The sequence below is a fragment of the Marinomonas posidonica IVIA-Po-181 genome (genome assembly GCF_000214215.1).
In the GTDB taxonomy this organism is placed as follows: Bacteria; Pseudomonadota; Gammaproteobacteria; order Pseudomonadales; family Marinomonadaceae; genus Marinomonas; species Marinomonas posidonica.
The window spans coordinates 3,752,232-3,774,807 of sequence record NC_015559.1 but is presented as its reverse complement, the minus strand read 5'-3'; the positions used below and the strand labels follow the sequence as shown (position 1 = coordinate 3,774,807).

19 protein-coding genes and 1 riboswitch are annotated in these 22,576 nt (G+C 45.7%); of the genes, 8 read left to right on the top strand and 11 right to left on the bottom strand.

All coding sequences use genetic code 11. From position 1 onward, the window contains the following. Window positions 1–6 precede the first annotated feature (6 nt). The 5 genes from MAR181_RS17420 to MAR181_RS17400 all read left to right on the top strand — a co-directional run bounded on the left by MAR181_RS17420 (window position 7) and on the right by MAR181_RS17400 (window position 6,227). Complete coding sequence (locus MAR181_RS17420; protein WP_013797910.1) at window positions 7–1,017, top strand: carbohydrate ABC transporter permease; 1,011 nt, start codon at window positions 7–9, stop codon at window positions 1,015–1,017. 1 nt (window position 1,018) lies between these two features. Further along, window positions 1,019–2,161: a carbohydrate ABC transporter permease gene (locus MAR181_RS17415; protein WP_013797909.1), complete on the top strand. Its 1,143-nt coding sequence runs from the start codon at window positions 1,019–1,021 to the stop codon at window positions 2,159–2,161. A gap of 71 nt (window positions 2,162–2,232) precedes the next feature. After that, a complete protein-coding gene (locus MAR181_RS17410) occupies window positions 2,233–3,327 on the top strand; it encodes an ABC transporter ATP-binding protein (protein ID WP_013797908.1) in 1,095 nt (364 codons plus the stop codon). Between the two features lie 72 nt (window positions 3,328–3,399). Continuing rightward, a complete protein-coding gene (locus tag MAR181_RS17405; protein ID WP_013797907.1) occupies window positions 3,400–5,019 on the top strand; it encodes an alpha-glucosidase family protein in 1,620 nt (539 codons plus the stop codon). A gap of 149 nt (window positions 5,020–5,168) precedes the next feature. Next, window positions 5,169–6,227 (top strand): LacI family DNA-binding transcriptional regulator, encoded by a 1,059-nt coding sequence (locus tag MAR181_RS17400; RefSeq protein ID WP_013797906.1) that lies wholly within the window; start codon window positions 5,169–5,171, stop codon window positions 6,225–6,227. Between the two features lie 24 nt (window positions 6,228–6,251). On the opposite strand, the gene MAR181_RS17395 is transcribed toward MAR181_RS17400, so the two are convergent. The 11 genes from MAR181_RS17395 to MAR181_RS17345 all read right to left on the bottom strand — a co-directional run bounded on the left by MAR181_RS17395 (window position 6,252) and on the right by MAR181_RS17345 (window position 19,363). Beyond that, on the bottom strand, window positions 6,252–6,962 hold the full coding sequence (locus tag MAR181_RS17395) for a 3'-5' exonuclease (protein ID WP_013797905.1): 711 nt from the start codon (window positions 6,960–6,962) through the stop codon (window positions 6,252–6,254). A 3-nt stretch (window positions 6,963–6,965) separates the two neighbouring features. Then, a complete protein-coding gene (locus MAR181_RS17390; RefSeq protein ID WP_013797904.1) occupies window positions 6,966–8,822 on the bottom strand; it encodes a DUF294 nucleotidyltransferase-like domain-containing protein in 1,857 nt (618 codons plus the stop codon). An 11-nt stretch (window positions 8,823–8,833) separates the two neighbouring features. Continuing rightward, entirely contained in the window at window positions 8,834–9,400 is a 567-nt protein-coding gene (locus MAR181_RS17385; RefSeq protein ID WP_013797903.1) for a TMEM165/GDT1 family protein, read from the bottom strand. Window positions 9,401–9,485: 85 nt separating this feature from the next. After that, window positions 9,486–9,593, bottom strand: a riboswitch (yybP-ykoY riboswitch). A gap of 61 nt (window positions 9,594–9,654) precedes the next feature. Beyond that, the gene (locus MAR181_RS17380; protein WP_013797902.1) at window positions 9,655–11,238 is read right to left on the bottom strand and encodes a BCCT family transporter; all 1,584 of its coding nucleotides are present in this window, start codon (window positions 11,236–11,238) and stop codon (window positions 9,655–9,657) included. Window positions 11,239–11,611: 373 nt separating this feature from the next. Then, a complete protein-coding gene (gene hemW / locus MAR181_RS17375; RefSeq protein ID WP_013797901.1) occupies window positions 11,612–12,781 on the bottom strand; it encodes a radical SAM family heme chaperone HemW in 1,170 nt (389 codons plus the stop codon). Continuing rightward, window positions 12,778–13,383, bottom strand: a complete 606-nt coding sequence (locus MAR181_RS17370) for an XTP/dITP diphosphatase (protein ID WP_013797900.1) — start codon at window positions 13,381–13,383, stop codon at window positions 12,778–12,780. The genes hemW and MAR181_RS17370 overlap by 4 nt, the downstream gene beginning before the upstream one ends. A gap of 51 nt (window positions 13,384–13,434) precedes the next feature. Beyond that, a complete protein-coding gene (gene metW, locus MAR181_RS17365; RefSeq protein WP_013797899.1) occupies window positions 13,435–14,031 on the bottom strand; it encodes a methionine biosynthesis protein MetW in 597 nt (198 codons plus the stop codon). Continuing rightward, on the bottom strand, window positions 14,021–15,202 hold the full coding sequence (gene metX, locus MAR181_RS17360) for a homoserine O-succinyltransferase MetX (RefSeq protein ID WP_013797898.1): 1,182 nt from the start codon (window positions 15,200–15,202) through the stop codon (window positions 14,021–14,023). Before metX ends, metW begins: the two co-directional genes overlap by 11 nt. 157 nt (window positions 15,203–15,359) lie before the next feature. Continuing rightward, window positions 15,360–17,246: a methyl-accepting chemotaxis protein gene (locus tag MAR181_RS17355; protein WP_013797897.1), complete on the bottom strand. Its 1,887-nt coding sequence runs from the start codon at window positions 17,244–17,246 to the stop codon at window positions 15,360–15,362. Between the two features lie 192 nt (window positions 17,247–17,438). Next, window positions 17,439–18,047, bottom strand: coding sequence for a 16S rRNA (guanine(966)-N(2))-methyltransferase RsmD (rsmD, locus tag MAR181_RS17350; protein WP_013797896.1), 609 nt, complete (start codon window positions 18,045–18,047; stop codon window positions 17,439–17,441). After that, the gene (locus MAR181_RS17345; RefSeq protein WP_013797895.1) at window positions 18,047–19,363 is read right to left on the bottom strand and encodes a peptidase M16 family protein; all 1,317 of its coding nucleotides are present in this window, start codon (window positions 19,361–19,363) and stop codon (window positions 18,047–18,049) included. The genes rsmD and MAR181_RS17345 overlap by 1 nt, the downstream gene beginning before the upstream one ends. A 172-nt stretch (window positions 19,364–19,535) precedes the next feature. Between MAR181_RS17345 and ftsY the strand changes: the two genes are divergently transcribed. The 3 genes from ftsY to ftsX are packed head-to-tail and all read left to right on the top strand — an operon-like array spanning window position 19,536 to window position 22,501. Next, window positions 19,536–20,786: a signal recognition particle-docking protein FtsY gene (ftsY, locus tag MAR181_RS17340; protein WP_013797894.1), complete on the top strand. Its 1,251-nt coding sequence runs from the start codon at window positions 19,536–19,538 to the stop codon at window positions 20,784–20,786. 36 nt (window positions 20,787–20,822) lie between these two features. Beyond that, on the top strand, window positions 20,823–21,494 hold the full coding sequence (gene ftsE / locus MAR181_RS17335; protein WP_013797893.1) for a cell division ATP-binding protein FtsE: 672 nt from the start codon (window positions 20,823–20,825) through the stop codon (window positions 21,492–21,494). Next, window positions 21,494–22,501, top strand: a complete 1,008-nt coding sequence (gene ftsX, locus MAR181_RS17330) for a permease-like cell division protein FtsX (RefSeq protein WP_013797892.1) — start codon at window positions 21,494–21,496, stop codon at window positions 22,499–22,501. Before ftsE ends, ftsX begins: the two co-directional genes overlap by 1 nt. The last annotated feature ends 75 nt before the right edge of the window (window positions 22,502–22,576 follow it).

Here is a 22,576-nt window from a genome sequence, read left to right as displayed (position 1 = left end):
GATGTTATGGCCCAGCTCGCTTCTGCATTAGCGATTATGATAATGGGTGTATTGGGATGCGCAGCCTATTTCTACGGATCTAATTTTCTATTAGATAAACTGTTTCCGACCAAAAATCGACCTTATGAGCAGATCGCGCGAAATTTGCGTACTGCGAATATGGTTCGTCCTTGGTTGTTTTTAGGCCCAGCTGTTCTACTGCTAACCTTTTATTTATTCTATCCCGTGATCGACTCTTTCCGTCTGTCTTTCTTTGACCGAACGGGAGATGGATTTGTTGGCCTATCCAATTATGTTTGGTTATTTGGCAGTGATGAATTCTTTGAATCTTTCCGCAATAACATGTTGTGGCTGATTGTTGTGCCGACGGCAGCGACCTTCTTTGGTTTGATTATTGCCACCATGACCGACCGTATTTGGTGGGGTAATATCGCCAAAAGTCTGATCTTCATGCCAATGGCCATTTCCTTCATTGGCGCCTCGGTGATCTGGAAGTTTATTTACGATTTCCGCAGTGGTGACGATGCTCAGATTGGTTTGTTAAATGCTATTGTGGTGTTTTTTGGTGGTGAACCTCAAAACTGGATCACCATTCCTTTCTGGAACAATTTTTTCTTAATGATCATCTTAGTTTGGATTCAAACTGGGTTCGCTATGGTGATTTTGTCTGCCGCATTACGTGGTATTCCTGACGAGACTATTGAAGCCGCGGTGTTAGACGGTGCCAATGGTGTTCAAATTTTCTTCAAAATCATGGTGCCGCAAATTTGGGGTACGATTGCCGTGGTTTGGACGACGATTACCATTTTGGTGTTGAAGGTCTTCGACATAGTGTTGGCGATGACCAATGGTCAGTGGGATACGCAAGTTCTGGCGAATCAAATGTTTGATTGGATGTTCCGTGGTGGCGGCGACTTTGGTCGTGGCGCAGTGGTAGCGATTGTGATTATGGTATTGGTTATTCCTATTATGATTTGGAATATAAAGCGTGCAAACGCAGAAATGGAGGGGCGTTAAGATGGTCTCTTCTTCAAAACGTACGCCACTGACTTTTTTAGTGCATGCGACGGTTCTGTTTTTGGTGGTGTTGTGGACGATTCCCACGGCGGGCCTGTTTATTTCTTCGATTCGAGACAAAGATCAACTTTCGGTATCCGGCTGGTGGACGGCGTTATCAACGTCTGAACAGCGTCTTGTGGTACGGGCTCATGAGCCTAAATCACAAGTGCAGCAAGGTGATCGATTTGTGATTAGTGGTAATTTGCTGGAAGGTGGTAAAGGTGAAATCGCTCGTTTCGGTTTCAGCTCGCTAAAGCCTGAAAACTTTGCCGCTGGCGAAGTAGCCGAGATGAAAAAAGGCCGCACATTACAAGTAAATGCAAATGGCGATTATGTCTTGTCTTCACCGACTGAATGGAAAGGGTCTCGTGGTCAGCGTATTTTCTATACGGCCGAAATCCCTCCGCGCTTTACTTTAGACAATTATCGTGAAGTGTTGAACGCCGAAGGTCTCGGACAATCCTTTATTAACTCGCTGACCGTAACGATTCCAGCGACCATTATCCCCATTTTGGTGGCGGCGTTTGCAGCTTATGCTTTGGCTTGGATGCGTTTTCCTGGGCGCGCGCTGCTGATTGCTGGCGTGGTGGGATTATTGGTGGTGCCTTTGCAAATGTCGTTGATTCCGTTGCTAAAGAGTTACAACTTGATCGGTGAATTCTTCGGGGTGGGGTCAAAAACCTATGTGGGAATTTGGCTGGCGCATACTGGATTTGGTTTGCCGCTGGCGATTTATCTACTGCGTAATTACATCTCAGGTTTGCCGGGAGAAATTATCGAATCGGCACGTGTCGACGGAGCTTCTGACTTTGATATTTTCCGCAAAATCATTTTGCCATTGTCTTTCCCTGCGTTGGCGTCTTTTGCCATCTTCCAATTCCTTTGGGTATGGAACGACTTACTGATTGCCATGGTGTTTTTGGGTAATAACCAAGAGCATTTAGTGCTGACGGGTCAACTTCGTGAGTTATTGGGTTCCCGAGGTGGTAACTGGGAGATTCTGACGGCGTCTGCTTTTATCACCATTATTATTCCGTTATTGGTCTTCTTTAGCTTACAGCGCTATTTAGTGCGCGGTTTGCTGGCAGGCTCTGTGAAATAAAACCACCTAGGCGAGTGGGTTGAGCCAAGCTCCCCACTCAAGGTAAGCATTTAGATTGAGGCATTTAAATCATGGCTGATGTTAAGTTAACCCATGTAAAGAAAATTTACTCCAATAAAGTGGAAGTACTTAAAGACATAAACCTAGACATCAAACAGGGCGAATTTATCGTGTTTGTTGGGCCGTCTGGTTGTGGTAAATCCACGCTACTGCGTATGATTTCAGGTTTGGAAGACATTTCGGCTGGTACGTTGGAAATTGACGGCCAAGTTGTCAATGATATTCCACCAGCGTTACGTGGTATCGCGATGGTATTCCAAAGTTACGCTTTGTACCCGCACATGACTGTCTATGACAACATGGCGTTTAGTTTGCAAATCGCTAAAACCAGCAAAGAAGACATTGATCAGCAAGTACGTAAAGCCGCTGATATGCTGCAATTGACGCCTTATTTAGATCGTTTGCCAAAAGCCTTGTCTGGTGGTCAACGTCAGCGTGTGGCGATTGGTCGTGCGATTGTTCGTCGTCCAAAAGTGTTTCTATTCGATGAGCCTTTGTCGAATCTGGATGCGGCGCTGCGTGTTGCAACACGTATGGAAATTGCCAACCTTAAAGAAAGCATGCCTGACTCCACCATGATTTATGTTACCCATGACCAGGTCGAAGCCATGACCTTGGCGGATCGAATCGTGCTCTTGTCAGCGGGTAATATTGAGCAAGTTGGTTCACCGCTTGAGCTTTATGAACACCCTGCAAATGTCTTTGTGGCGAAGTTCATTGGTTCACCTGCCATGAATGTTCTGCCATGCCGCATTGAAAAAACGGGAGCACAAACAGAGGTCTCTTTGTCCTCTGAGATGACGTTGACGGCGTCTATTGCAACGGAGGCGAGTGAACAGTCTAAAGCCGCATTCTTCGGTATTCGTCCTGAAGATCTGAGTGTTGTGGCGAGCCAAGAAGAAGGCTTTTTATCCGGTAGCGTTGCGTTTGTTGAATCCCTAGGGGAAGCCACTTTGCTGTATGTGAAAGTGCCAGGTTGTGAAGAGATGGTGATTGCAAAAGAGTCTGGTACTTTGAAAACTCAGCGTGGTGACCAGGTTCACTTATCGGCTTTGCCAGAAAAAATGCATTTATTTGATGATAACGAACTGTCTTATCGTCGTTAATTTTTAAAGTCTTATTGTTGATTGGGATGAGCCGAGTACTCATCCCAAATTTTTTGTTTTTGGAGAGTCGATATGACAACCAACTTGAACTGGTGGAAAGGCGGGATCATTTATCAAATTTACCCGCGTAGTTTTATGGATGCCAATGGTGATGGTGTAGGGGATTTGGTTGGTATTACCAGTAAACTGGATTATGTCGCGTCCCTTGGTGTGGATGCGATCTGGTTATCGCCTATTTTCACGTCACCGATGAAAGACTTTGGTTACGATGTGTCTGATTACTGCGACATCGACCCGATGTTTGGCAGTCTAGAAGACTTTAAAAAATTGATTAATCGTGCCCATGATTTGAATTTAAAAGTCATGATCGACCAGGTAATTAGTCACTCTTCTGATGTGCATCCTTGGTTTGAAGAAAGTCGTCAGGATAAAACCAATCCGAAAGCCGATTGGTATGTTTGGGCGGATCCTAAGCCAGACGGCTCACCACCAAATAACTGGTTGTCCATTTTTGGAGGCAGTGCTTGGAAATGGGACAGTCGTCGCTTGCAATACTATTTGCATAACTTCTTAGAGTCTCAGCCAGACATGAATTTCCACCATCCGGAAGTCCGTAAAGCGCACCTAGATAATATGCGTTTTTGGCTGGAGCTGGGTGTGGATGGTTTCCGTTTGGATACGGTGAACTTCTACTTCCACAGTGAAGGTCTTGAAGACAATCCTCCTGTGCCTGCTGGTGAGCCAAAAACCAAAGGGGCACCAGAAGACAATCCATATACTTATCAGCGTCATGTGTATGATTTGAGTCGTCCTGAGAACATAGATTTTTTGAAAGAGCTGCGTGCTTTGATGGATGAGTTCCCAGGTAGTACCACGGTGGGTGAAATCGGCGATGACTTCCCATTAAATCGTATGGCGGAATACACTTCTGGCGGCGATAAGCTGCACATGGCGTATACCTTTGATTTACTGAACAAGCCTCATTCCCCAGCTTACATTCGTGATGTACTGAAAAACATGCAGGACATCGTAGGTGATGGTTGGCCATGTTGGGCGGTATCTAACCATGACGTAGTGCGTGCACGTACTCGTTGGGGCGCGGATGATGATGGTGAAGCTTACCCATTGATTACCACAGCTCTGATTGCGTCAATTCGTGGCAGTGTGTGCTTGTATCAAGGTGAAGAGCTTGGTTTGCCAGAAGCGGACGTACCTTATGAGCGCATTCAAGATCCATACGGTTTTCCTTTATGGCCTGTGTTTAAGGGTCGTGACGGCTGCCGTACGCCAATGGTATGGGAAAACAAACCTCAGGGTGGCTTTTCGACCATTGAACCTTGGTTGCCAGTCGATCAAAATCATTTGCCATTGAGTGTCGCGGAGCAAGAAGCCAATGCGAATTCCTTGCTGCACAAAATGCGTCAGTTTATTAAATGGCGTCAACAACAGCCTGAATTGGTGAACGGTGAGCTGACTCAAGTTGACGTGGCCAACGGTGATTTGATCGCCTTTGTTCGTGATTATGAAGATCAGTCGATCTTGGTGGTTTTAAACATGACGGGTAAAGAGCAAGTAGCGGCCTTGAGTACAGCGGACATTGAGCTGTTAGAAGGCCATGGTTTTACTTGTCAGTTAGTCGGTCAAACTCTGACTTTACCTGCTTATCAAGCTTGTTACGCTCGTATGCGTTAAAGAAAAATTCACGAAAGCCGCATAAAACCCTTAAGGTGACTGTGGCTATTCGTACTTTTCAGAAAGCTTGATAGAATGTTTGAGTCTTATCCAGAGTGTCATAATGGACTATTAGGTGGATAAGACTTTTAATTCTAGTGAGTGCTTGTATGAAAAAAAGTATAAAAAAACTGACCTTAAAAGACGTTGCGGAACGCTTAGAGGTCTCAACGGCAACCATCTCAAATGCCTTTAATCGTCCCGATCAATTGTCGGCTAATCTGCGCGAAAACATTCTTAACGAATGTGAAAAAATGGGTTATTTTGGCCCAAATGCCGCCGCAAGAAGCTTACGAACTGGGCGAACAGGGATTGTTGGCATAGTGTTGTCGGATGATTTAAGTTACAGCTTAACAGACCCCGTCGCGAATCAATTTCTGAAAGGCATGGCGGAAGTGTTTGAAGCCAATGAATATAATATGCTGCTGTTGTCCTCTGATGAAGTGGAACAAGATGCTCAAAGCCGTATGCAGTCTTCCATGGTCGATGGGTTCATTGTATATGGCCATAAACCTCAACAGTGTATTAATGCTCCGTGGCTGATGCCTAATAAAAACATCATCACAGTTGACAGTTTCATTCCTGGTACGACATCGGTTAATGTCGAAAACCACAGTGGTGCTTACATCATTGCGAAACATGCCTTGCAGCACAATCCGGAAACCGTGGCCATTCTAGGGTTGAGTCTATTGGATACTGACCGAGTTTGTCGTATTCGTGAAGATGAATTATTTGATCGTGCGGCCTCCATTTCGATTCAACGATTGTACGGTTATTTTGAAGCCTTAAAAGAACATCAAATTACCGTACCATCAGAGTGCATATGGAACATTCCAGAAAATAGTCACAAGTTGGCTTACCAAGCCGCTCGTGAAGCGTTAACCATGGCGGATCGCCCCAAGTTATTGCTTTGTATGAGTGATTGCATTGCCATTGCGGCGGTTCAAGCGGCACTTCAACTTGGTCTACGTGTGCCAGAAGATCTACAAGTGGTGGGCTTTGACGGTATTGCTGAAAGTGAAAATTTTCATCCATCCATTACCACTATTCACCAGCAAACCGTGGAGAAAGGTCGAGTCGCTGCGGAAGTGTTTCTTGGGTTACGCGAAGCCAAAGACGTCGTATTAGAAACCGAATTAGTGATTCGCGAGAGCTGTCCAGCCCAGTAAGGGCTGGGCTGTTATAGCGAACAGTTAAAGCCAATAGTCACTGATGTCAGCATCCAGATTCATGTGATAAGCAATTTGTGCCTGCAGTAACTCAGCAGACGATAATGCGTCCGTGAGGGCATGATGGGCCTTGTATCTAGGCAAATGGTAACGTTGTCGACAGGCATCCAAGCGCAATGAAGGTGGCTTGCCAAAGCGCTTCCACCAAGGTTTGTGTTGCACTTGTCGCTCTATGTCCATGGTGTCTAATACGGGGAAATATAACGGGTAACCGTAGCGTTTAAGCGAGGCTTCTAACAGGAACTGACGCTCAATGGCGACACAATGTACGACCACTACTTGCTGAACTAGGGTGTCCAAAATCTCATCTAAAATGCTGTCCAATCTTGGCGCTTCGGCCAATTCGGCATGAGTAATTTCATGAATGGTAACGGACTCGGCGTGCAAGTCGTGCTTGGGTTTCGCAATCCAATAGCGCGCGCCCTGACATCGAATGGCGTTATGCGTCATGGGGATTAATCCCAAGCTGATGATTTCGTCGGTTTTCGGGTCCAATCCCGTGGTTTCTAAATCCAATGCTAATAACGGACTGTCTTTTAGTGGTGTCGCGGCACTCATCATACCCGCTTGATAATATCGCTTCAGAGCACCCTCAGGAGCTTCTTCGGCCCATTGTTCAAAGTTAGCTTGCCAATCTTGGAAGGTAACGTTTTGATTAAACTCAATTTTGGCCATAATTTAACTGCGTTTACCAGCATAGCGAAATTTAATGAATTCTTGTTGGCGCGACACTATGTGAAAAGCGTCCCTGAGGTGGCGCTTTTCGAAAGAGGATAAGTTGGCTGGGTTGACGTGATTATTGGGGATTTCGCCCGCATCAATTTGGTCTTTTTGGTGACGAACACGCACCATGCCAATCATTTCTAAGGCTAGCGCCAAATCTTTTGCTCGTCCATCAGGGAGAAGCCCTTCTGCCTCTATGTCTTCGAGTCGCTCTAAGGTGTTGAGTTTATTACTGCCAATGGCCAAAGCGTGCACTCGCACTATGTCGATAATGGGGGCTATGCCTCTTTCTTTTAAGTTGAAGGTGCGTGATTGTTTGCCTTCACCGTCCAAGACAAACTGACGGAAAAAACCCAGAGGCGGCTTTCTTTGGTTCGCGTTACGCGCCATGAAGGTGAGAAAGCCTGAATGGGCTTTGGCTTCTGCGCGAATGTGGCGATTGAGTTTGGTCGCTAGGGTTTTGTCCCCATAAATGTCACGTAAATCAAAGAAGATAGACATGCGTAACAAGGCTTCGGCTTTGGGCTCACGTATCCAATCGGTAAAGTACTGCTTCCATACGGATATAGGCTGACGCCAGCGCGGGTTAGACGCCATAATGTCACCACTACACAGATCATAGCCGCATTTGTCGAGGTTCTGGCACACCCATTGACTGAGTTTTTCAAAATAGTCACCATGAATGGCTTCATCGTATTTATCACTGAGAATCAGAGCATTATCCTGATCGGTTTTAATGATTTGTTCCTCTCGAGCTTGAGAGCCTAATGCAATAAAGCAGTAAGGAATTGGTGCCGGACCAAACTGTTCCTCGCCAAGCTGAAGTAAACGCTTAACAAATGCGGTGCCAATGTGTGACATGGCATTACCAATCATTTGTGTGTTGGCGTCAGCCACGACCAGCTGTGTGAAGGTATGCGTCATTTTACGGCTGATGGCCTGTAAACCTTCTATGCTAGATTGTTTGAAGATATCACTGATTAAATACACGCTGCCGTGACTTTCTTTTTGGACAATGTCGCCCGTGCTGACAACCCCAATGGGCCGATTGTCTTTAATCACAGGTAAGTGGTGAACATTGCGTTCCATCATCTTGAGCACCGCTTCAGAAGCGTAGTCACGACTGTCCATGACGATAGGGTCTGGTGTCATAATGGTGGCAATCGGCGTATCAAGAGGCAAGCCTTTGGCTAGGGCCCGAGTTCGTAGATCTCGGTCGGTGACGATGCCAATCAACTCATCCTGTTCTGTGATTAACAAACTGGAGACGCGCTTTTCGGTCATGATTTGCGCTGCGGTGAGTATGTCTGAATCCGCTTTGGTACTAATTGGCTGACGTCTTAATAAGCTGATGACGGGACAGGTCATTAGCGAGACATTAGAACTTTGGGCATCCATTGCAAGGCGAAGTCGCACTTCCCGTGCAAGCTCAAAGAAGTCGGAGAAGGTGTCGTTTTCTTCGTATAACTTAAGAAACCAACGTGCTGGAATGCGGTACAGTAAACTGTCTTCTATAGCGCGCATGGATTGTGATGACTTGCCGCCGCGTAATAAGGAAGCGTAGCCAAACAATTCCCCTTCATTCATGCGACGAATGAGTTTGCTTTCTCTACTTAAGGCCTCAATGGCCCCGCTTCGAATAAAAAATAAAGTATTGTTGAGCGTGCCAGGGGAAATAACCCATTCGCCTGCGCGAACGTATTGGATGTCGATTTCCTTTGTCATTTCACTAAGCTGGGCTTCTTCTGCCATATCATTGAAGGGCGCGTGTTGACAAATGGCTTCCAAGATTTCAGTTAACTCAACGTCCATAACTAGGCCTTTTAAGTGAGTAGCGGAGTCATAATGGTGATGATGCCGATGATGATAAAGAGTAAGCAAGCCAGTTTTCGAGTGCTGTCGGCGTTCACTTTATCCATCAACCAGCGCCCAGCATAGACTACGGGCAGGTTGGCAAGCATCATTCCAAGTGTTGAGCCTATCAAGACCGCCCAAACACTGCCATAGTGAGCACCCAATAAAACCGTGGCGATTTGTGTTTTATCGCCAATTTCAGCTAGGAAAAACAGCAAAAACGTGGCGCCAAACGCACCATATTTCAGTAAAGAGTTCTCCTCACTTTCATCCTTGTCTGGAATCAGCAACCAAAACCCCACTGCGATGAAACTGAATCCCACAATCCAGCTAGCAAAATAGGTTGGAATCCATGCCGCAACCGCTGCGCCAAACCACGCCGACACAGCATGATTCAGTAAGGTGGCGATGAAGATGCCAAGTACAATGGGGGTTTTTGAGGCAAATCGTGTCGCTAGAAAGAGCGCCAATAATTGGGTCTTATCCCCCATCTCGGCTAAAGCAACAGTTGAAGTAGAAGTAAACAGCGCTTCCATTGTTTGATGTGTCCTAGGTGGGCAATAGTACGAAAGACAAACAACTTGAGCCCACCTGAGTCAAGTCCTTGTCTTAAGTCTCATCAATCCTGCGAATGGCGTCAGGACTTCTTTGCCATGAGCATGAGGCTCAATTATGTTGACAAAGAATCTTTGCAAATAGCAAAGAAGATTACTCCCCTAAGATGAGGCGATGATAGTGTATCTGTGAGAAAAAAACAACGCGAACGACAGAGGTCGTTCGCGTTTTTGACTTATTTGTAGAGATGTATATCGCTGCTCAAGCCTTTCCACAAACTGACACACATAACCAGCATCAATAGTGTGAAAGGTAAGCCAATGGTAATGGCGGCAGCTTGAATGGCACCAAGCGCTTCAGAACCACCACCGACAAGCAATGCAATGGCGATGATGCCTTCCAAGACAGCCCAGAAAACACGTTGGACCATTGGCGCATCGGTTTTACCACCGGCAGTAATACCATCGATTACTAGGGAGCCTGAGTCAGATGAGGTGACAAAGAATACCAAAACTAGAATGATACCAACGAAAGAGGTAATCGCAGTAAGTGGTAATTGCTCAAACATTTGGAACATGGCCAAAGAAGAATCACTAATACCATTTGCCAATGCGCCAACACCATTTTGAACCTGTTCCAATGCCGACCCACCGAATACAGACATCCAGACAAGTGTTACCAGAGTGGGGACAAGTAATACGGCAATGATAAATTCGCGTACGGTACGACCACGAGAAACGCGCGCAATAAACATACCGACGAAAGGTGACCAGGAAATCCACCAAGCCCAGTAGAACACAGTCCAACCGTGGTAGAAGGTTTCGTCTTCACGGCCAATCCAGTTACTCAATGGGATAATGTGCTCAACGTAGTTCAGTAAGAAAGATCCCATCGCTGCGAAGATCGCACCAGTATGACCAACAATCACGATGAAAATGGCCAATGCGGCAGCAATGATCATGTTGATATTGGATAGCAACTTCACACCGCCTTCAAGACCACGAGCGACAGAGAAGATGGCAATCGCTGTCACACCACAGATCACCACAATTTGTGTGGTGAGTGTGTTGGGAATATCAAACAAGAAATTCAAACCACTGGTGGCTTGCTGCGCACCAAAGCCAAGAGAGGTTGCCAAACCAAAGATGGTTGCAATGACAGAAATGATGTCAATGAAGTGACCAATAACGCCCCATACTTTTTCACCAAACAATGGGTAAAAAGCGGAACGGATTGTTAGAGGCAACCCTTTGTTGTAAGCGAAAAAGGCTAATGAAAGTGCCACAACTGCGTAAATAGCCCAAGGGTGAAGCCCCCAATGGAACATGGTCGCCCCCATGGCAAGATCTTTCGCTTCAGGGGTGTTTTTCATGACTTCGAATGGTGTACCGTACCAGCCCGTATAGTAGGCGACAGGCTCTGCCACACTCCAGAACATCAAGCCTATGCCCATACCAGCGGCAAACAGCATGGAGAACCATGTGATGGTCGAGTGTTCAGCTTTCGCTTCAGTACCGCCAAGGCGGATTCGACCAAAAGGCAATAGGATTAAAGCCAAACAAAATAGAACGAAGATGTTACCTGCAACCATAAAGAACCAGTCGAAGTTATTAATCGACCAGCTTTTGGCACCGGAAAGAACCGCACTTGCATCGGCAGGGAATAAGATACTACCAAGAATGAAAGCCAAGATGATCAAGGCGCTGGTGGTGAACACTGGGTTGAGAACGTCTAAACCAAAGAATTGGATATTATCCTGTCCAACCTTATAAGACGTGTTGTATTCCGCCCGACCACTGTCAGGTGCTTTATTACTCATAATATTCTCCTGATGAAGTGAAACTTTCCAATTTCTCTATGTGAAACTACATGCGTGAATGTCACGACTTATCACTTAACCCTATAAGAATAATGCTTCTTAAATTGTTCTTTAAGCGACTTATTTTGTTCTGTTTTGAATCATAGGAGTGCTAAACATAGCATTCGGCTTACAAGGAAACTTATGGTTCAAAACAGAACGCAATCAAGTATTTAACATTGAGTGTCTCATTGAAAAAATCACTAATTTGATATTCCAATTAAGCCAAAAAAGGCCATCGAAGACGGCCTTTTTTGAATTATCGGGGCAAGAGTTACATCAATTTAGTTAGATGTCAAATTATAGTAAATACGATGCACCCTTGATGCAGGCATTAATGTAAAAAGAGTTCAAGTAACTCATTGAGAAAGAGTTTGCCTTTTTCCGTGGTTTTAATGTGTTCTTTTTGCCACGCATTTTCGTCGAGTAACCCTCGCTTTAAACCGACATTACAGGCCTGAATCAGTGATTTTGGCAGCTCATTCTGCGCATATCTTCGATATTCCTGCAAATCAAAGGATTCAAACAAGCGTAATCGATTCATCATAAACTCCAGAGGCATATCCTCTGGGTTAATGGCTTCCTTGATAACCAATGCTTCTGGTAGGTTGTTCAAATAGTGATTTGGGTGACGGGTCTTTCGAGTACGAAATATTTGACCATTAACTAATGTGATCTTGCCGTGGGCTCCCGCTCCTATGCCAATGTAATCACCAAAACGCCAATAATTTAAATTGTGTGCGGCTTGGCGTCCTTGTTTGGCGTTAGCTGACACTTCATATTGCGCATAACCTTGCGCAGCCAATAAAGCTTGCCCTGCATCTTGAATTTCCCACAGCGTATTGTCTTCTGGTAAGGCAGGAGGACGACGATAGAACTCAGTATTGGGTTCAATGGTGAGTTGATACCAAGAAAGATGTTCAGGGGTTAGTGTCATGGCCAATGTTAAATCCGCCATGGCCATGTCTAAACTTTGTTCAGGTAATCCGTGCATTAAATCTAGGTTAATATTATCGAAGCCAGCCGCTCTGGACTTATCCACAGCGTGAATGGCTTCCTCACGATTGTGGATCCTTCCTAGGGTTTTCAACAGCTTTGGCTGAAAACTTTGGATACCAATGGAGAGTCGATTAATGCCTGCTTGTCGAAAGTGACGAAACTTCTCTTGTTCAAAGGTACCTGGGTTGGCTTCCATGGTAATTTCGGCGTCGTCAGCCCAAGTCAGTTTGTCGCGAAGTGCATCCATTAGGCGATAATAAAAGTCTTCGCTCATTAAGCTGGGCGTACCGCCGCCAATGAAGGCGGTTTGTATTGGTCGCCCTGCGATGTAAGGTAAATCGACTTCAAGGTCCGCCAATAATTGTGCGAGATAGGCTTCCTCGGGCAGTTGATCGTCTTGTGTAAAACGATCTGCTTGATGGGAGTTGAAATCACAGTAAGGACACTTTTTGACACACCAAGGTAGGTGGATGTACAAGCTGAGTGGTGGCAGCAATCGACTCACAAGGTCTGACCCTGCTGAAATGCCGCCAGTAGTTGTTGTAGGGCTTTGGCTCTGTGGCTGATCTGATTTTTGACTTCTTTCGGCAAACTGGCGGCGCTGCAATCGCATTCAGGTACGAAGAACAGCGGATCATAACCAAAACCTTCCTGGCCTTCTGTTGAGGTTAGAATGCGACCTTCCCAAACACCATGAAAGACTTTTGGTGTCGGGTCATTCTGGTGGCGCATGTAGGCCAGCACGCAGTGGAAACGAGCGCTTCTTTGCTCCGTTGGTACGCCGTCTAGTTTTTGTAGCAGCAAATCATTGTTGGCTTGGTTATTACCGTGTTCGCCAGCAAAGCGGGCCGAGTAAATCCCCGGAGCACCATTTAAATAGTCAACTTCAATGCCGGAATCATCTGCCAGAGCGGGTAGGCCAGTCTTTTCACAAGCATGGCGGGCTTTCAAAATGGCATTTTCGATGAAGCTTAGCCCTGTTTCATCGGCGTCTTCTACTTGAAACTCTTTTTGGGGTTTTATATCAAACCCCATATCGCTCAGCAAAGCGTTAAATTCTTTAATTTTTCCGGCGTTATTGCTGGCCAATACGATGGTTTTAGTCACTTATTTGTCCTCTTGAAACGTTGCCATAAAGTGGTGACCTTGTCCGCTGACTTAGGCTTTGCGGCTAATATGAAAAATGGCGGTTTCACTGAATAGGTTGGGCATGGAGCGAATCCACCAATGGTTTTTTAGATGGCCATCTACCGCTGCCCAACGTAACACCTTAATGCCTTTTTCGTGGCACAAGCGCTCAAAATCTTGAAAGGTGAAAAAGTGAATGTTGGGTGTGTCGTACCAGTTGTAAGGCATAAATTCAGAGACTGGCATACGACCTTTTAGCGCTAAGTGTAAACGACTGCGCCAATGACCAAAGTTAGGAAACGTAATAATGCATTCTTTGCCAATGCGTAGCATTTCATCGATCAATAAATCTGGGCGACGAAACTGTTGTAAAGCATGGGTCATCAACACGAGATCAAAGCTTTGATCTTCAAAATTCTGTAGCCCTTCATCAATGTTTTGTTCCAACACTGGAATGCCTTTTTGAATACAGGTGTTCAGATCTTCTGAGCCAATTTCTAAGCCATAACCACTGACCTGTTTGTAATGGATCAGATGATGGAGAAGTTCACCAGGACCACAGGCCAAATCGAGCACGCGAATATTGGGTTGAATCCAGTCGTCTATGATTTCTAAATCAGCGCGCATGTTCAGACTCTCCTTGGCTAGAGGGTGGCATTACTTGATCAGCGATGCGCGTTAAAAAACTGTTTACCGCCTGCATGTAGCGAGGAATGGGAAATAAGAAAGCATCATGACCCTCGGTGGCTTCAATTTTGGCATAGGAAACCGGTTTGCCTGCTTTGATCAGCGCATTGACGATTTCTTCACTGCGCACCGGCGAAAAGCGCCAATCTGTCGTAAAAGAAACCAAAAGGAACTCGCACTCAGCACGGCTCAGTACGGCCGCCAAGTCACCATTGGTTTGCGCGGCGGGGTCAAAATAATCCAAGGCTTTGGTCATCAGCATGTAGGTATTGGCATCGAAACGTTTGGTGAAAGCTTCCCCTTGATAACGTAGGTAGCTTTCGACCTCAAATTCTATACCGTAATTGTATTGATACTGTTCATGGCGCATCTGACGGCCGAATTTGGCTCCCATGGCATCGTCGGACAAATAGGTAATATGGCCTAGCATGCGCGCCAAACCAAGACCATTGGTTGGAATGGATTCATTGTCTAGATAGCGGCCATCAAAGAAATCTGGGTCGCGTCGGATTGACTGACGAGCCACTTCATTGAAGGCAATATTTTGCGTTGACAATTTCGGTGCGGAGGCGACAATCACTGCGGATTTGAGACGTTTAGGAAATCGAATGCTCCACTCAAGCGCTTGCATTCCACCCAGACTGCCGCCAACAATCGCGGCAAAGGTTTGAATGCCTAGCAAGTCGGCTAAGCGGGCTTGGCTTTCGACCCAATCTTCTACAGTGACAATCGGGAAGTCTGCTTCCCAAACCTGATTGGTCTCAGGGTTGATGCTGGTGGGGCCTGTTGAACCACAACACCCCCCAAGGTTATTCAGCGCAATGACAAAATAGTGATTGGTGTCGATGGCTTTGCCCGGGCCAATGGCCGAATCCCACCAGCCAGGCTTTTTATCTGCCATATCATGGTAGCCCGCCGCGTGATGATCGCCGCTTAATGCGTGACAAATTAAGATGGCATTAGAAGCGTCTTGGTTTAGCGTGCCATATGTCTCATAGATGAGTTGGTACGATGCCAAGGTTTGCCCGCAGGCAAGCGTTAACGGCTTGTCGAAGTGCGCAATCTGTGGTGTAACTAGGCCCACAGAATCGGCTGGAATGGCGTCTGGCATGGGTGTTGGTAATCCTAATGAAATACTCGTGTTCCCGTGAAGGTAAGCGGGGAACTAGACCAAAAAATGAATCCACACAGTCTAGCGGCTGCATGGTTTGCCATCAAGGGATAGAGAAGGAAATCCCCTTATTAAGTGGTAATAAGGGGATTCTGGATTAGGCCAGTGAGAATAGGTGGGTTTTTTGCGCCAATTGCTCAGAAAGTCGCTGAATCTGCTGGGTTTTATCCGCTAAAATATCAATCGAGCTTGTGTCTTGGTTAAGTTGTTGTGCAATTTGCTCCATTTCGCTACTCATTTCAACGGCGGTACTGGCCACATCTTGGATAGAATTTGCCATTGAATCCGTCGATTGAGTACCTGTCATCGCGAATTGTTCAATGTTGCGCATGGCCTCTTCCGCCTTGTTGCCATTTTCACTAATGATATTGAGCTTCGACTTGCCGCTTTCCATCGTGGTAATGGCGGAGTGTGTTGAATCTTGAATGGTGTTGACGATCTCAGTGATTTTTGAGGTTGCATCCACTGTTTTCTCGGCCAAGGCACGGACTTCATCAGCGACCACGGAGAAGCCGCGTCCAGCTTCTCCTGCCCGGGCGGCTTCAATCGCGGCATTAAGTGCTAATAAATTCGTTTGGTTGGCGAGATCATTAATCATGGCGATGACGTTATCAATGTCTTTTGATAATTGTCCGAGTTGATTTAATTGTTCGCTGGTGACTTGAACAATGCTCACGGTATCGTTAATGCTGGTCAACACGAGATTGATGGTATCGGCACCAGACTTGGCAGATTGGTAAGTATCGTTAGACTGATTTTTAAGTGTGTCCGTGGTGTTCGACAATTCGGTTAAGCGATTTGAGATATCATCTGTTGCCGTGGCCAAGGAGTGAGTACGTTGATTCACTAAATGGTTACTGGTGGTGATGTCGCTGATACTGTTGTTTAGATCGCTGGACATGGTATTAAAGGTATCGGTTGTGGTGACCACATCCTTTAATACATCGCCTAACCCCTCGGTCATTTCATTTAGCGATTGTCCCAACTGATCAAATTCGTCCAGACGTTTTCTGTTGATATTGGCTTTGGAAGACATGTCGCCTTGCTTCACTTTATTTAAATCACTGATGATGTTCTTGAGTGATTCATTGACACTGCGGCCTATGGCCATCATTAACAATGTGGCAAATACAATCACCGCGAAGCTTACTGTTAGCAGTGTTGCATTGGCTTGGCTGGATCGGCTTTCGGCCTCTGTTTCGGCCTCTGTCATAAGTTGTTCAATGATTTGGCTTGCTTTGGTTTGACTGCTCTGGAAGGCCAACTTTTGCTGATTAAACAGATTTTCTGTGGCCAGAAGCGTTTGGTATTCCTGACCGTATTTAAGTATCGCATCACGATAAGCATTGGCCGTTACGCCATGGGTACTTTGGAAACCAAAGTTGGAAATACGGCGATCAAATTTTTCAAAATTACGGGTGAATTTTTCCAGATTTTCAGCGGTTGGATCTGAAAGGTAGCTGGCTTCTGCTTGGCGTACGCTAGAAAATTCACGCTTGAGCAAGCTTAGGTTACTGATGTCTTCGGTTATTTGATTGCCAAGCTGATCGATCTGACCACGCATCCCTGATGTTGAGTCGAATCCGACAATGTTTTGTTCGCGAGCAAGGTCTAATAAAATGTTGCTGTATTGACGGATGATTTCAAGATTGCCTTGTAATGTGACGCTTAAGTTGTCGTTATTGGTTCTTTCTATATTGGCTTGTGTGAGCTCGGTGTTTTGCTGCTCTTGGTTTTCGACCTGTTGAATGTAGTGGTCGATATTATCGCTTGAAATCGATCGAAAACTATCGGCTATTGCCAGCAAGTTAATGCTAATTTGATCATTAGATGTTTGGATTTTTGACAGTGTCCTCACGTTAGTATTTGCACTTTGTTGAGCGGATAGCCCTTCAATGGCGACGAAAGTAACAATGATAAAACCGATGACAGCGGAAACGAGTAAGAGCATGAGCTTGATTTTAAAAGAAAGGTTTTTCAACATTATTAGACCTACCTGCCTTGTGGGCGGTTGATAAAAACATGAATGAATAAAGTAACCTGACTCATGCAAATACCGTGCACAGATCAATGACTTGCGCTGTGATAGGTGGAGTCTACTGGTGTTGAGTATCGATAGAGGGCGTTTGCCTCTAAATGGGGCAAACGCGTTTGAAAAAAGGGGAATAAAGCTTATTTAAGGTTGCGTTGATACCTCAAACAATCGGTAAACAAGCTGGCCGGCCACTTTCTCCTTACTGAGTTGCCAATGTTCAGGCAATAGAGGGAGAGGTGTTTCTTTTTCCATTTCAATGTAGACCAAAGCTCGTTTGGCTAACCAGCCTTGCTCCAATAGCGGAATGATTTTTTCCAGCCAGCCTTTTCGAAATGGCGGATCCAGAAACACGATATCAAATGCTTGATTAGCTGGTTGGCCTAGATAGGCGTCCGCTGTTTGTTGAATGACTTGAGCTTGTTGTGTTTGCAAAGTGGCCAAGTTGTCTGTCATTTGTTTGGTGACCAACTTGGCGTTATCGACAAAAGTTAAATGCTTCGCGCCACGGGATAAGGCTTCTAAGCCTAATGCGCCTGAGCCACAAAATACGTCAGCGCAGACTGCACCAGGTAAATAAGGATTGATCCAATTAAACAGGGTTTCGCGAACTCGATCGGGTGTTGGCCTCAAACCTTCTACGTTCGGGATAGGTAACTGACGAGAACGCCATTCTCCAGCAATAATTCGGAGTTTCGTTGCCTTGCTTTTGGTCTTGCTGGCGTGATTGTTGTTGGGGGCGTGTTTTCTCATTATTGGTAAACCTGAATCTCTTGATAAGTTTGCGCATTGATTAATTGTTTTAGAGCCGCTTGGTAGTCTTCATAACGGAAATTGTCGACGGCTTCCTTATACTCTTGAGCAAAGGTTTCCAGCGTCAACTCGCTGTCTTGATGGGTGAATTGCCCTGCAATGACGCTCCACCAGGTGGGTGATAAGGTGTTTTTTTCTAACTGGGCAATGAGGTTTTCCTGTAATTGCTCAAATCTTTTTTTACTCTTGATGGAAGGAACCTGTTCAACAAAAACAAAGCTTTTTAGGCTGATGTCTGGTTCCCCCGTTGCAATGTTACTAGCTTCTGCGCGTTGATTCGTTTGACCATATTGGACGTTCCACCAAACCCAAGGGTGATGAGGTGATAGGGCTAAGGCGAGTTGAACAAAGTCGATATTCTCTTGCGCGTTTAAACTTTCTACTAGATCGGCGCCCCAAATTTGTAAGCTGAGCCATTGTTGCACGCTGCTAACGGGTGAAAGAGCAAGGGCACTGCGAGTTTGCCATAATATGCCCTGATTTTGCTGAATCAGTGCGCTTAAGGATGCTAACTCAATGGTTTCTGAGTGGCTATTTTCAGCAACAAAAGCGGATGAGAATTGCTCTGTAATGGCGTTTAAACCGGCTTTTACAATGTTCTTGCTTTGTTCGGTCATGTCGCCAACCAGATAAATCGTTGCGACGGTTTGAGTCATTTTTTGATAATACTCTGTGACATCGTCCAGGGTGATTTGATTAATTGGCGGTGTGTTTTGTTGAAAAAACAGTATCTGCTCTAACTCATGCTGAACGGTTTGTTGGTAAGGGTTGCGTTCTTGCCAATTGTCGAAGGTACGATGTTTGAACGCTGTTTGGGTTAACCAGTTCTTGGTGAGCTTGAGACTTGGTACGAGATAAGAAGGGTTATTACTGACGGTCAATCCAAGAATTTGGTTCTCATGATCATAGTAAGTATTCGCACTGGCAGCCAAAGGAGACAATCTTTGATTGATCGAAGCGGTACTGAGTGGTAACGCGTCACTCATCAACATGGCAAGTGTCGACTGAATTAATTTGGTGTCTGTGGTTACGGCGCGAAAGGAAAAACGGATTTCGAGTTTGTCACTGCCTTGCCATGTTGTTTGGTTGAGCCAGATGACAGGAATACCTGAATCGGTAGTCCATTGTTCAATGCTTGGCGTCGGCAATTTCGCGCTCGGAGCGGTGAGATTTAGTAGCCAGATTGCTAATGTGGAGAACAGCATAATAGCAGCCAACACAGGTCGGCTAAAAAGAGGCTTATTTTTGTCGCGCATAATGAACCTTTAGGCAGCCTGTTAACAGGGCAATTTGTGTGAAAACAGGCCTGATTGCGAATCAGAATGATGATAAAATAGTCATTTTGTGCGTCCATCACAATGGCGCAAGTCCTTATGATAGCATTTCACTGGTGTTTACTGCATCAGCCAAAACAAAGAGACGAATTGAATGGAAGTTGTTAATCAGATTATTGCTTTTTTTACCCCTTATCTTGGTGAATACGCCCGTTATGTTCCTATAGTGATTGGTGCCTTGATGGCTTTGCTGGCGTTTGTAATTCGTCGTCGTTTTGTGAAAAAAATGAGCGCAGATATAGATCAGGCCAAGAAAAAGGATACAGAATCTCAAAATGCCCAAGAACTCTCCGTCGAATCACAGGAAACGGTCGAAGCTAAGTATGAGGAAGGCACACATGAGACAGAAGATTCGACAGTGCCTAATCAGCAAGAAGCCGTTGTTGCTTCAGTTGAAGTTGCTGAAGACGCTTCGAGCCTGTCTTGGTCTGAACGCATTAAATCTGGGTTAACTCGCACACGAAGTGGTTTGGGGAACGGTTTATCGTCAATCATCAGTGGCAGTAAAAAAGTAGACGATGATCTGATTGAAGAGCTTGAAACACAGCTGTTGATGGCGGATGTTGGGATTGATGCGACTCGTACTTTGATTGAAGGCCTGACAGACAAACTTAATCGCAAAGAGCTAAAAGATGCAGATGCTTTGTTAACGCATTTAAAAGCCGACATGGAAGCAATTTTAGGGCAATCCCAACAGGAGTTGGAACCGACTAATGCGGATGGTCCTTTTGTAATCTTAATGGTGGGCGTGAATGGCGTGGGCAAGACCACTACGATTGGTAAATTGGCGAAGAAGTATCAAGCTCAAGGTAAGAGTGTGATGCTCGCGGCTGGGGATACTTTTCGTGCTGCGGCCGTAGAACAGTTAGAGGTTTGGGGCGAGCGTAATAATGTGCCAGTGGTTGCACAACATACTGGAGCGGATTCGGCGTCGGTGATTTACGATGCGATTGAATCAGCAAAAGCGAAAAATATTGATGTTGTCATTGCCGATACCGCTGGTCGTTTGCAAAACAAACAAAACCTCATGAATGAGTTGTCGAAAGTGGTTCGTGTGATGAAAAAGCTAGATCCGCAAGCGCCGCATGAAGTTATGCTGGTATTGGATGCGGGAACTGGTCAGAATGCCATCAGTCAAGCCAAGTTGTTTTCAGAGGCGGTTGGCGTCAGTGGTATCACCCTGACGAAACTTGATGGCACCGCAAAAGGCGGTATTATCTTTGCTATAGCGAAACAGTTCGGTCTGCCAATACGTTACATCGGTGTAGGTGAGCAGGCTGATGACCTGCGTCCATTTGTGGCGCAAGAATTTATTGATGCTCTGTTCACAGGGGATCAAGACTAAGTACAAGCCATCTAATAATCAGGATAGTGAAGTAGAGTGGAAATCGAATTTCAGCGCGTTGGAAAGAAGTACGACAGTGGTCAAGAAGCCTTATCGCAAGTCAGTTTTCATTTGCAACAAGGTGAAATGGCATTTTTGACCGGCCACTCTGGGGCCGGCAAAAGTACACTGATGAAACTCATGATGATGATTGAACGTCAGACTTCCGGTCAAATTCTGATTGATGGTGTGGATTTGCGAACCTTAAGCCGACGAGCGATTCCACAACATCGTCGTCGTGTTGGGGTGGTGTTTCAAAACCACCAATTGTTATTGGATCGCAGTGTGTTTCACAACGTGGCTTTGCCTTTGCAAGTCAGTGGTGCAGATCACGAACAGATCGCAAAGCGAGTGCGTGCAGCGCTGGACAAAGTGGGCTTATTGGAAAAAGAAAAATTCAATCCAATGGCGTTATCGGGTGGCGAGCAACAACGCGTGGGCATCGCTCGAGCCGTGGTGAATAAACCGCAATTGCTGCTGGCTGATGAACCGACAGGTAACCTCGATCCCAAGCTGTCTGCTGAAATCATGAACCTCTTTCAGGAGTTTAACCGTGTCGGTGTGACCGTGCTGGTGGCGAGTCATGATTTGGCCTTAGTGGCGCGCATGCGTCATCGCGTATTGACCTTAAATCAAGGGCGCATGGTTAATGATGGGGGATTCGCTTAATGGCACAGAAGCCGAGTCAGCGAGGCGCCACACGCGCGTCCGTAAAAGCCTCAAAACATCATTGGCCAACGCGATCCAGTTTTAACGCGAACCTGTATTTCCTGCAGCATAAAACCACCTTGAAAGAGAGTTTTGCGCGTTTGCTCAGTTATCCTCTAGCCAGTGTGATGACGGTGATGGTGATTGCCATTGCGCTGTCTTTACCTGGTGGTCTCTATGTGGTGCTGAAAAATGTTCAAACCGTTACAGATCAATGGGAAAGGCAATCCGTGATTACGCTTTATCTCTTTCCAAATTTGGAAGACACAGAGGCGCTGGCGTTGTCTCATCAGATTTCGGCCCAACCAGATGTGGCGTCTGTTGAATATATTTCAAAAGAAGAAGGCCTACGTTACTTTGAGCGCTCCAGTGGCTATGAGCAAACTTTATCCTCTTTGTCTGAAAACCCTTTGCCGATTGTCTTGAGAGTCATTCCGAGAGAAGCCGTTGATGTCACGACGTTGTCGAGTTTGCAGGCGTTACGAGATGAATTAGCAACCAAGCCTGAAGTTGATATCGCCGAATTAGATGCACAATGGTTACAGCGCCTTGCCAATATACTGAGTTTTGGCCAACGTTTTTCTTACGCCTTGTCAGTATTGCTCGTGATTGCTGTACTGTTAATCGTGGGTAATACCATTCGAGTGGCTGTTGAGAGTCGTCGAGATGAAGTCTTGGTGATGAAGTTAGTTGGCGCGACGGACGCCTATATTCGTCGACCTTTTTTATATATGGGGTTTTGGTTTGGCATTTTAGGCGGTGTGTTTGCTAGCCTTTGTATTCTGGTACTCAGCTGGTGGGTGAGTGCACCAGCCGAGCGCTTGATTGATTTGTATCAAAGCGACTTTCAACTGCAGACTTTTAATGCAGATGAGATTGTTTTATGTTTAACTATTAGTGCATTTGTTGGTGTTTTTGGGGCTTGGATTGCCGTCAACCGACACATTGCCAATATTGAACTGCAGTGACATAAACAGGCGCATTACACTGAGATTGAATTCGCCACGTTTTATTCACATTTATGTCACACACACGCAGAATTA

Coding starts and splice junctions, on each gene's coding strand:
- MAR181_RS17420 (WP_013797910.1), top strand. CDS start 7: ATGGCCCAGCTCGCTTCTGCATTAGCGATTATGATAATGGGTGTATTG.
- MAR181_RS17415 (WP_013797909.1), top strand. CDS start 1,019: ATGGTCTCTTCTTCAAAACGTACGCCACTGACTTTTTTAGTGCATGCG.
- MAR181_RS17410 (WP_013797908.1), top strand. CDS start 2,233: ATGGCTGATGTTAAGTTAACCCATGTAAAGAAAATTTACTCCAATAAA.
- MAR181_RS17405 (WP_013797907.1), top strand. CDS start 3,400: ATGACAACCAACTTGAACTGGTGGAAAGGCGGGATCATTTATCAAATT.
- MAR181_RS17400 (WP_013797906.1), top strand. CDS start 5,169: ATGAAAAAAAGTATAAAAAAACTGACCTTAAAAGACGTTGCGGAACGC.
- MAR181_RS17395 (WP_013797905.1), bottom strand. CDS start 6,962: ATGGCCAAAATTGAGTTTAATCAAAACGTTACCTTCCAAGATTGGCAA.
- MAR181_RS17390 (WP_013797904.1), bottom strand. CDS start 8,822: ATGGACGTTGAGTTAACTGAAATCTTGGAAGCCATTTGTCAACACGCG.
- MAR181_RS17385 (WP_013797903.1), bottom strand. CDS start 9,400: ATGGAAGCGCTGTTTACTTCTACTTCAACTGTTGCTTTAGCCGAGATG.
- MAR181_RS17380 (WP_013797902.1), bottom strand. CDS start 11,238: ATGAGTAATAAAGCACCTGACAGTGGTCGGGCGGAATACAACACGTCT.
- metW (WP_013797899.1), bottom strand. CDS start 14,031: ATGCGCGCTGATTTAGAAATCATAGACGACTGGATTCAACCCAATATT.
- metX (WP_013797898.1), bottom strand. CDS start 15,202: ATGCCAGACGCCATTCCAGCCGATTCTGTGGGCCTAGTTACACCACAG.
- MAR181_RS17355 (WP_013797897.1), bottom strand. CDS start 17,246: ATGTTGAAAAACCTTTCTTTTAAAATCAAGCTCATGCTCTTACTCGTT.
- rsmD (WP_013797896.1), bottom strand. CDS start 18,047: ATGAGAAAACACGCCCCCAACAACAATCACGCCAGCAAGACCAAAAGC.
- MAR181_RS17345 (WP_013797895.1), bottom strand. CDS start 19,363: ATGCGCGACAAAAATAAGCCTCTTTTTAGCCGACCTGTGTTGGCTGCT.
- ftsY (WP_013797894.1), top strand. CDS start 19,536: ATGGAAGTTGTTAATCAGATTATTGCTTTTTTTACCCCTTATCTTGGT.
- ftsX (WP_013797892.1), top strand. CDS start 21,494: ATGGCACAGAAGCCGAGTCAGCGAGGCGCCACACGCGCGTCCGTAAAA.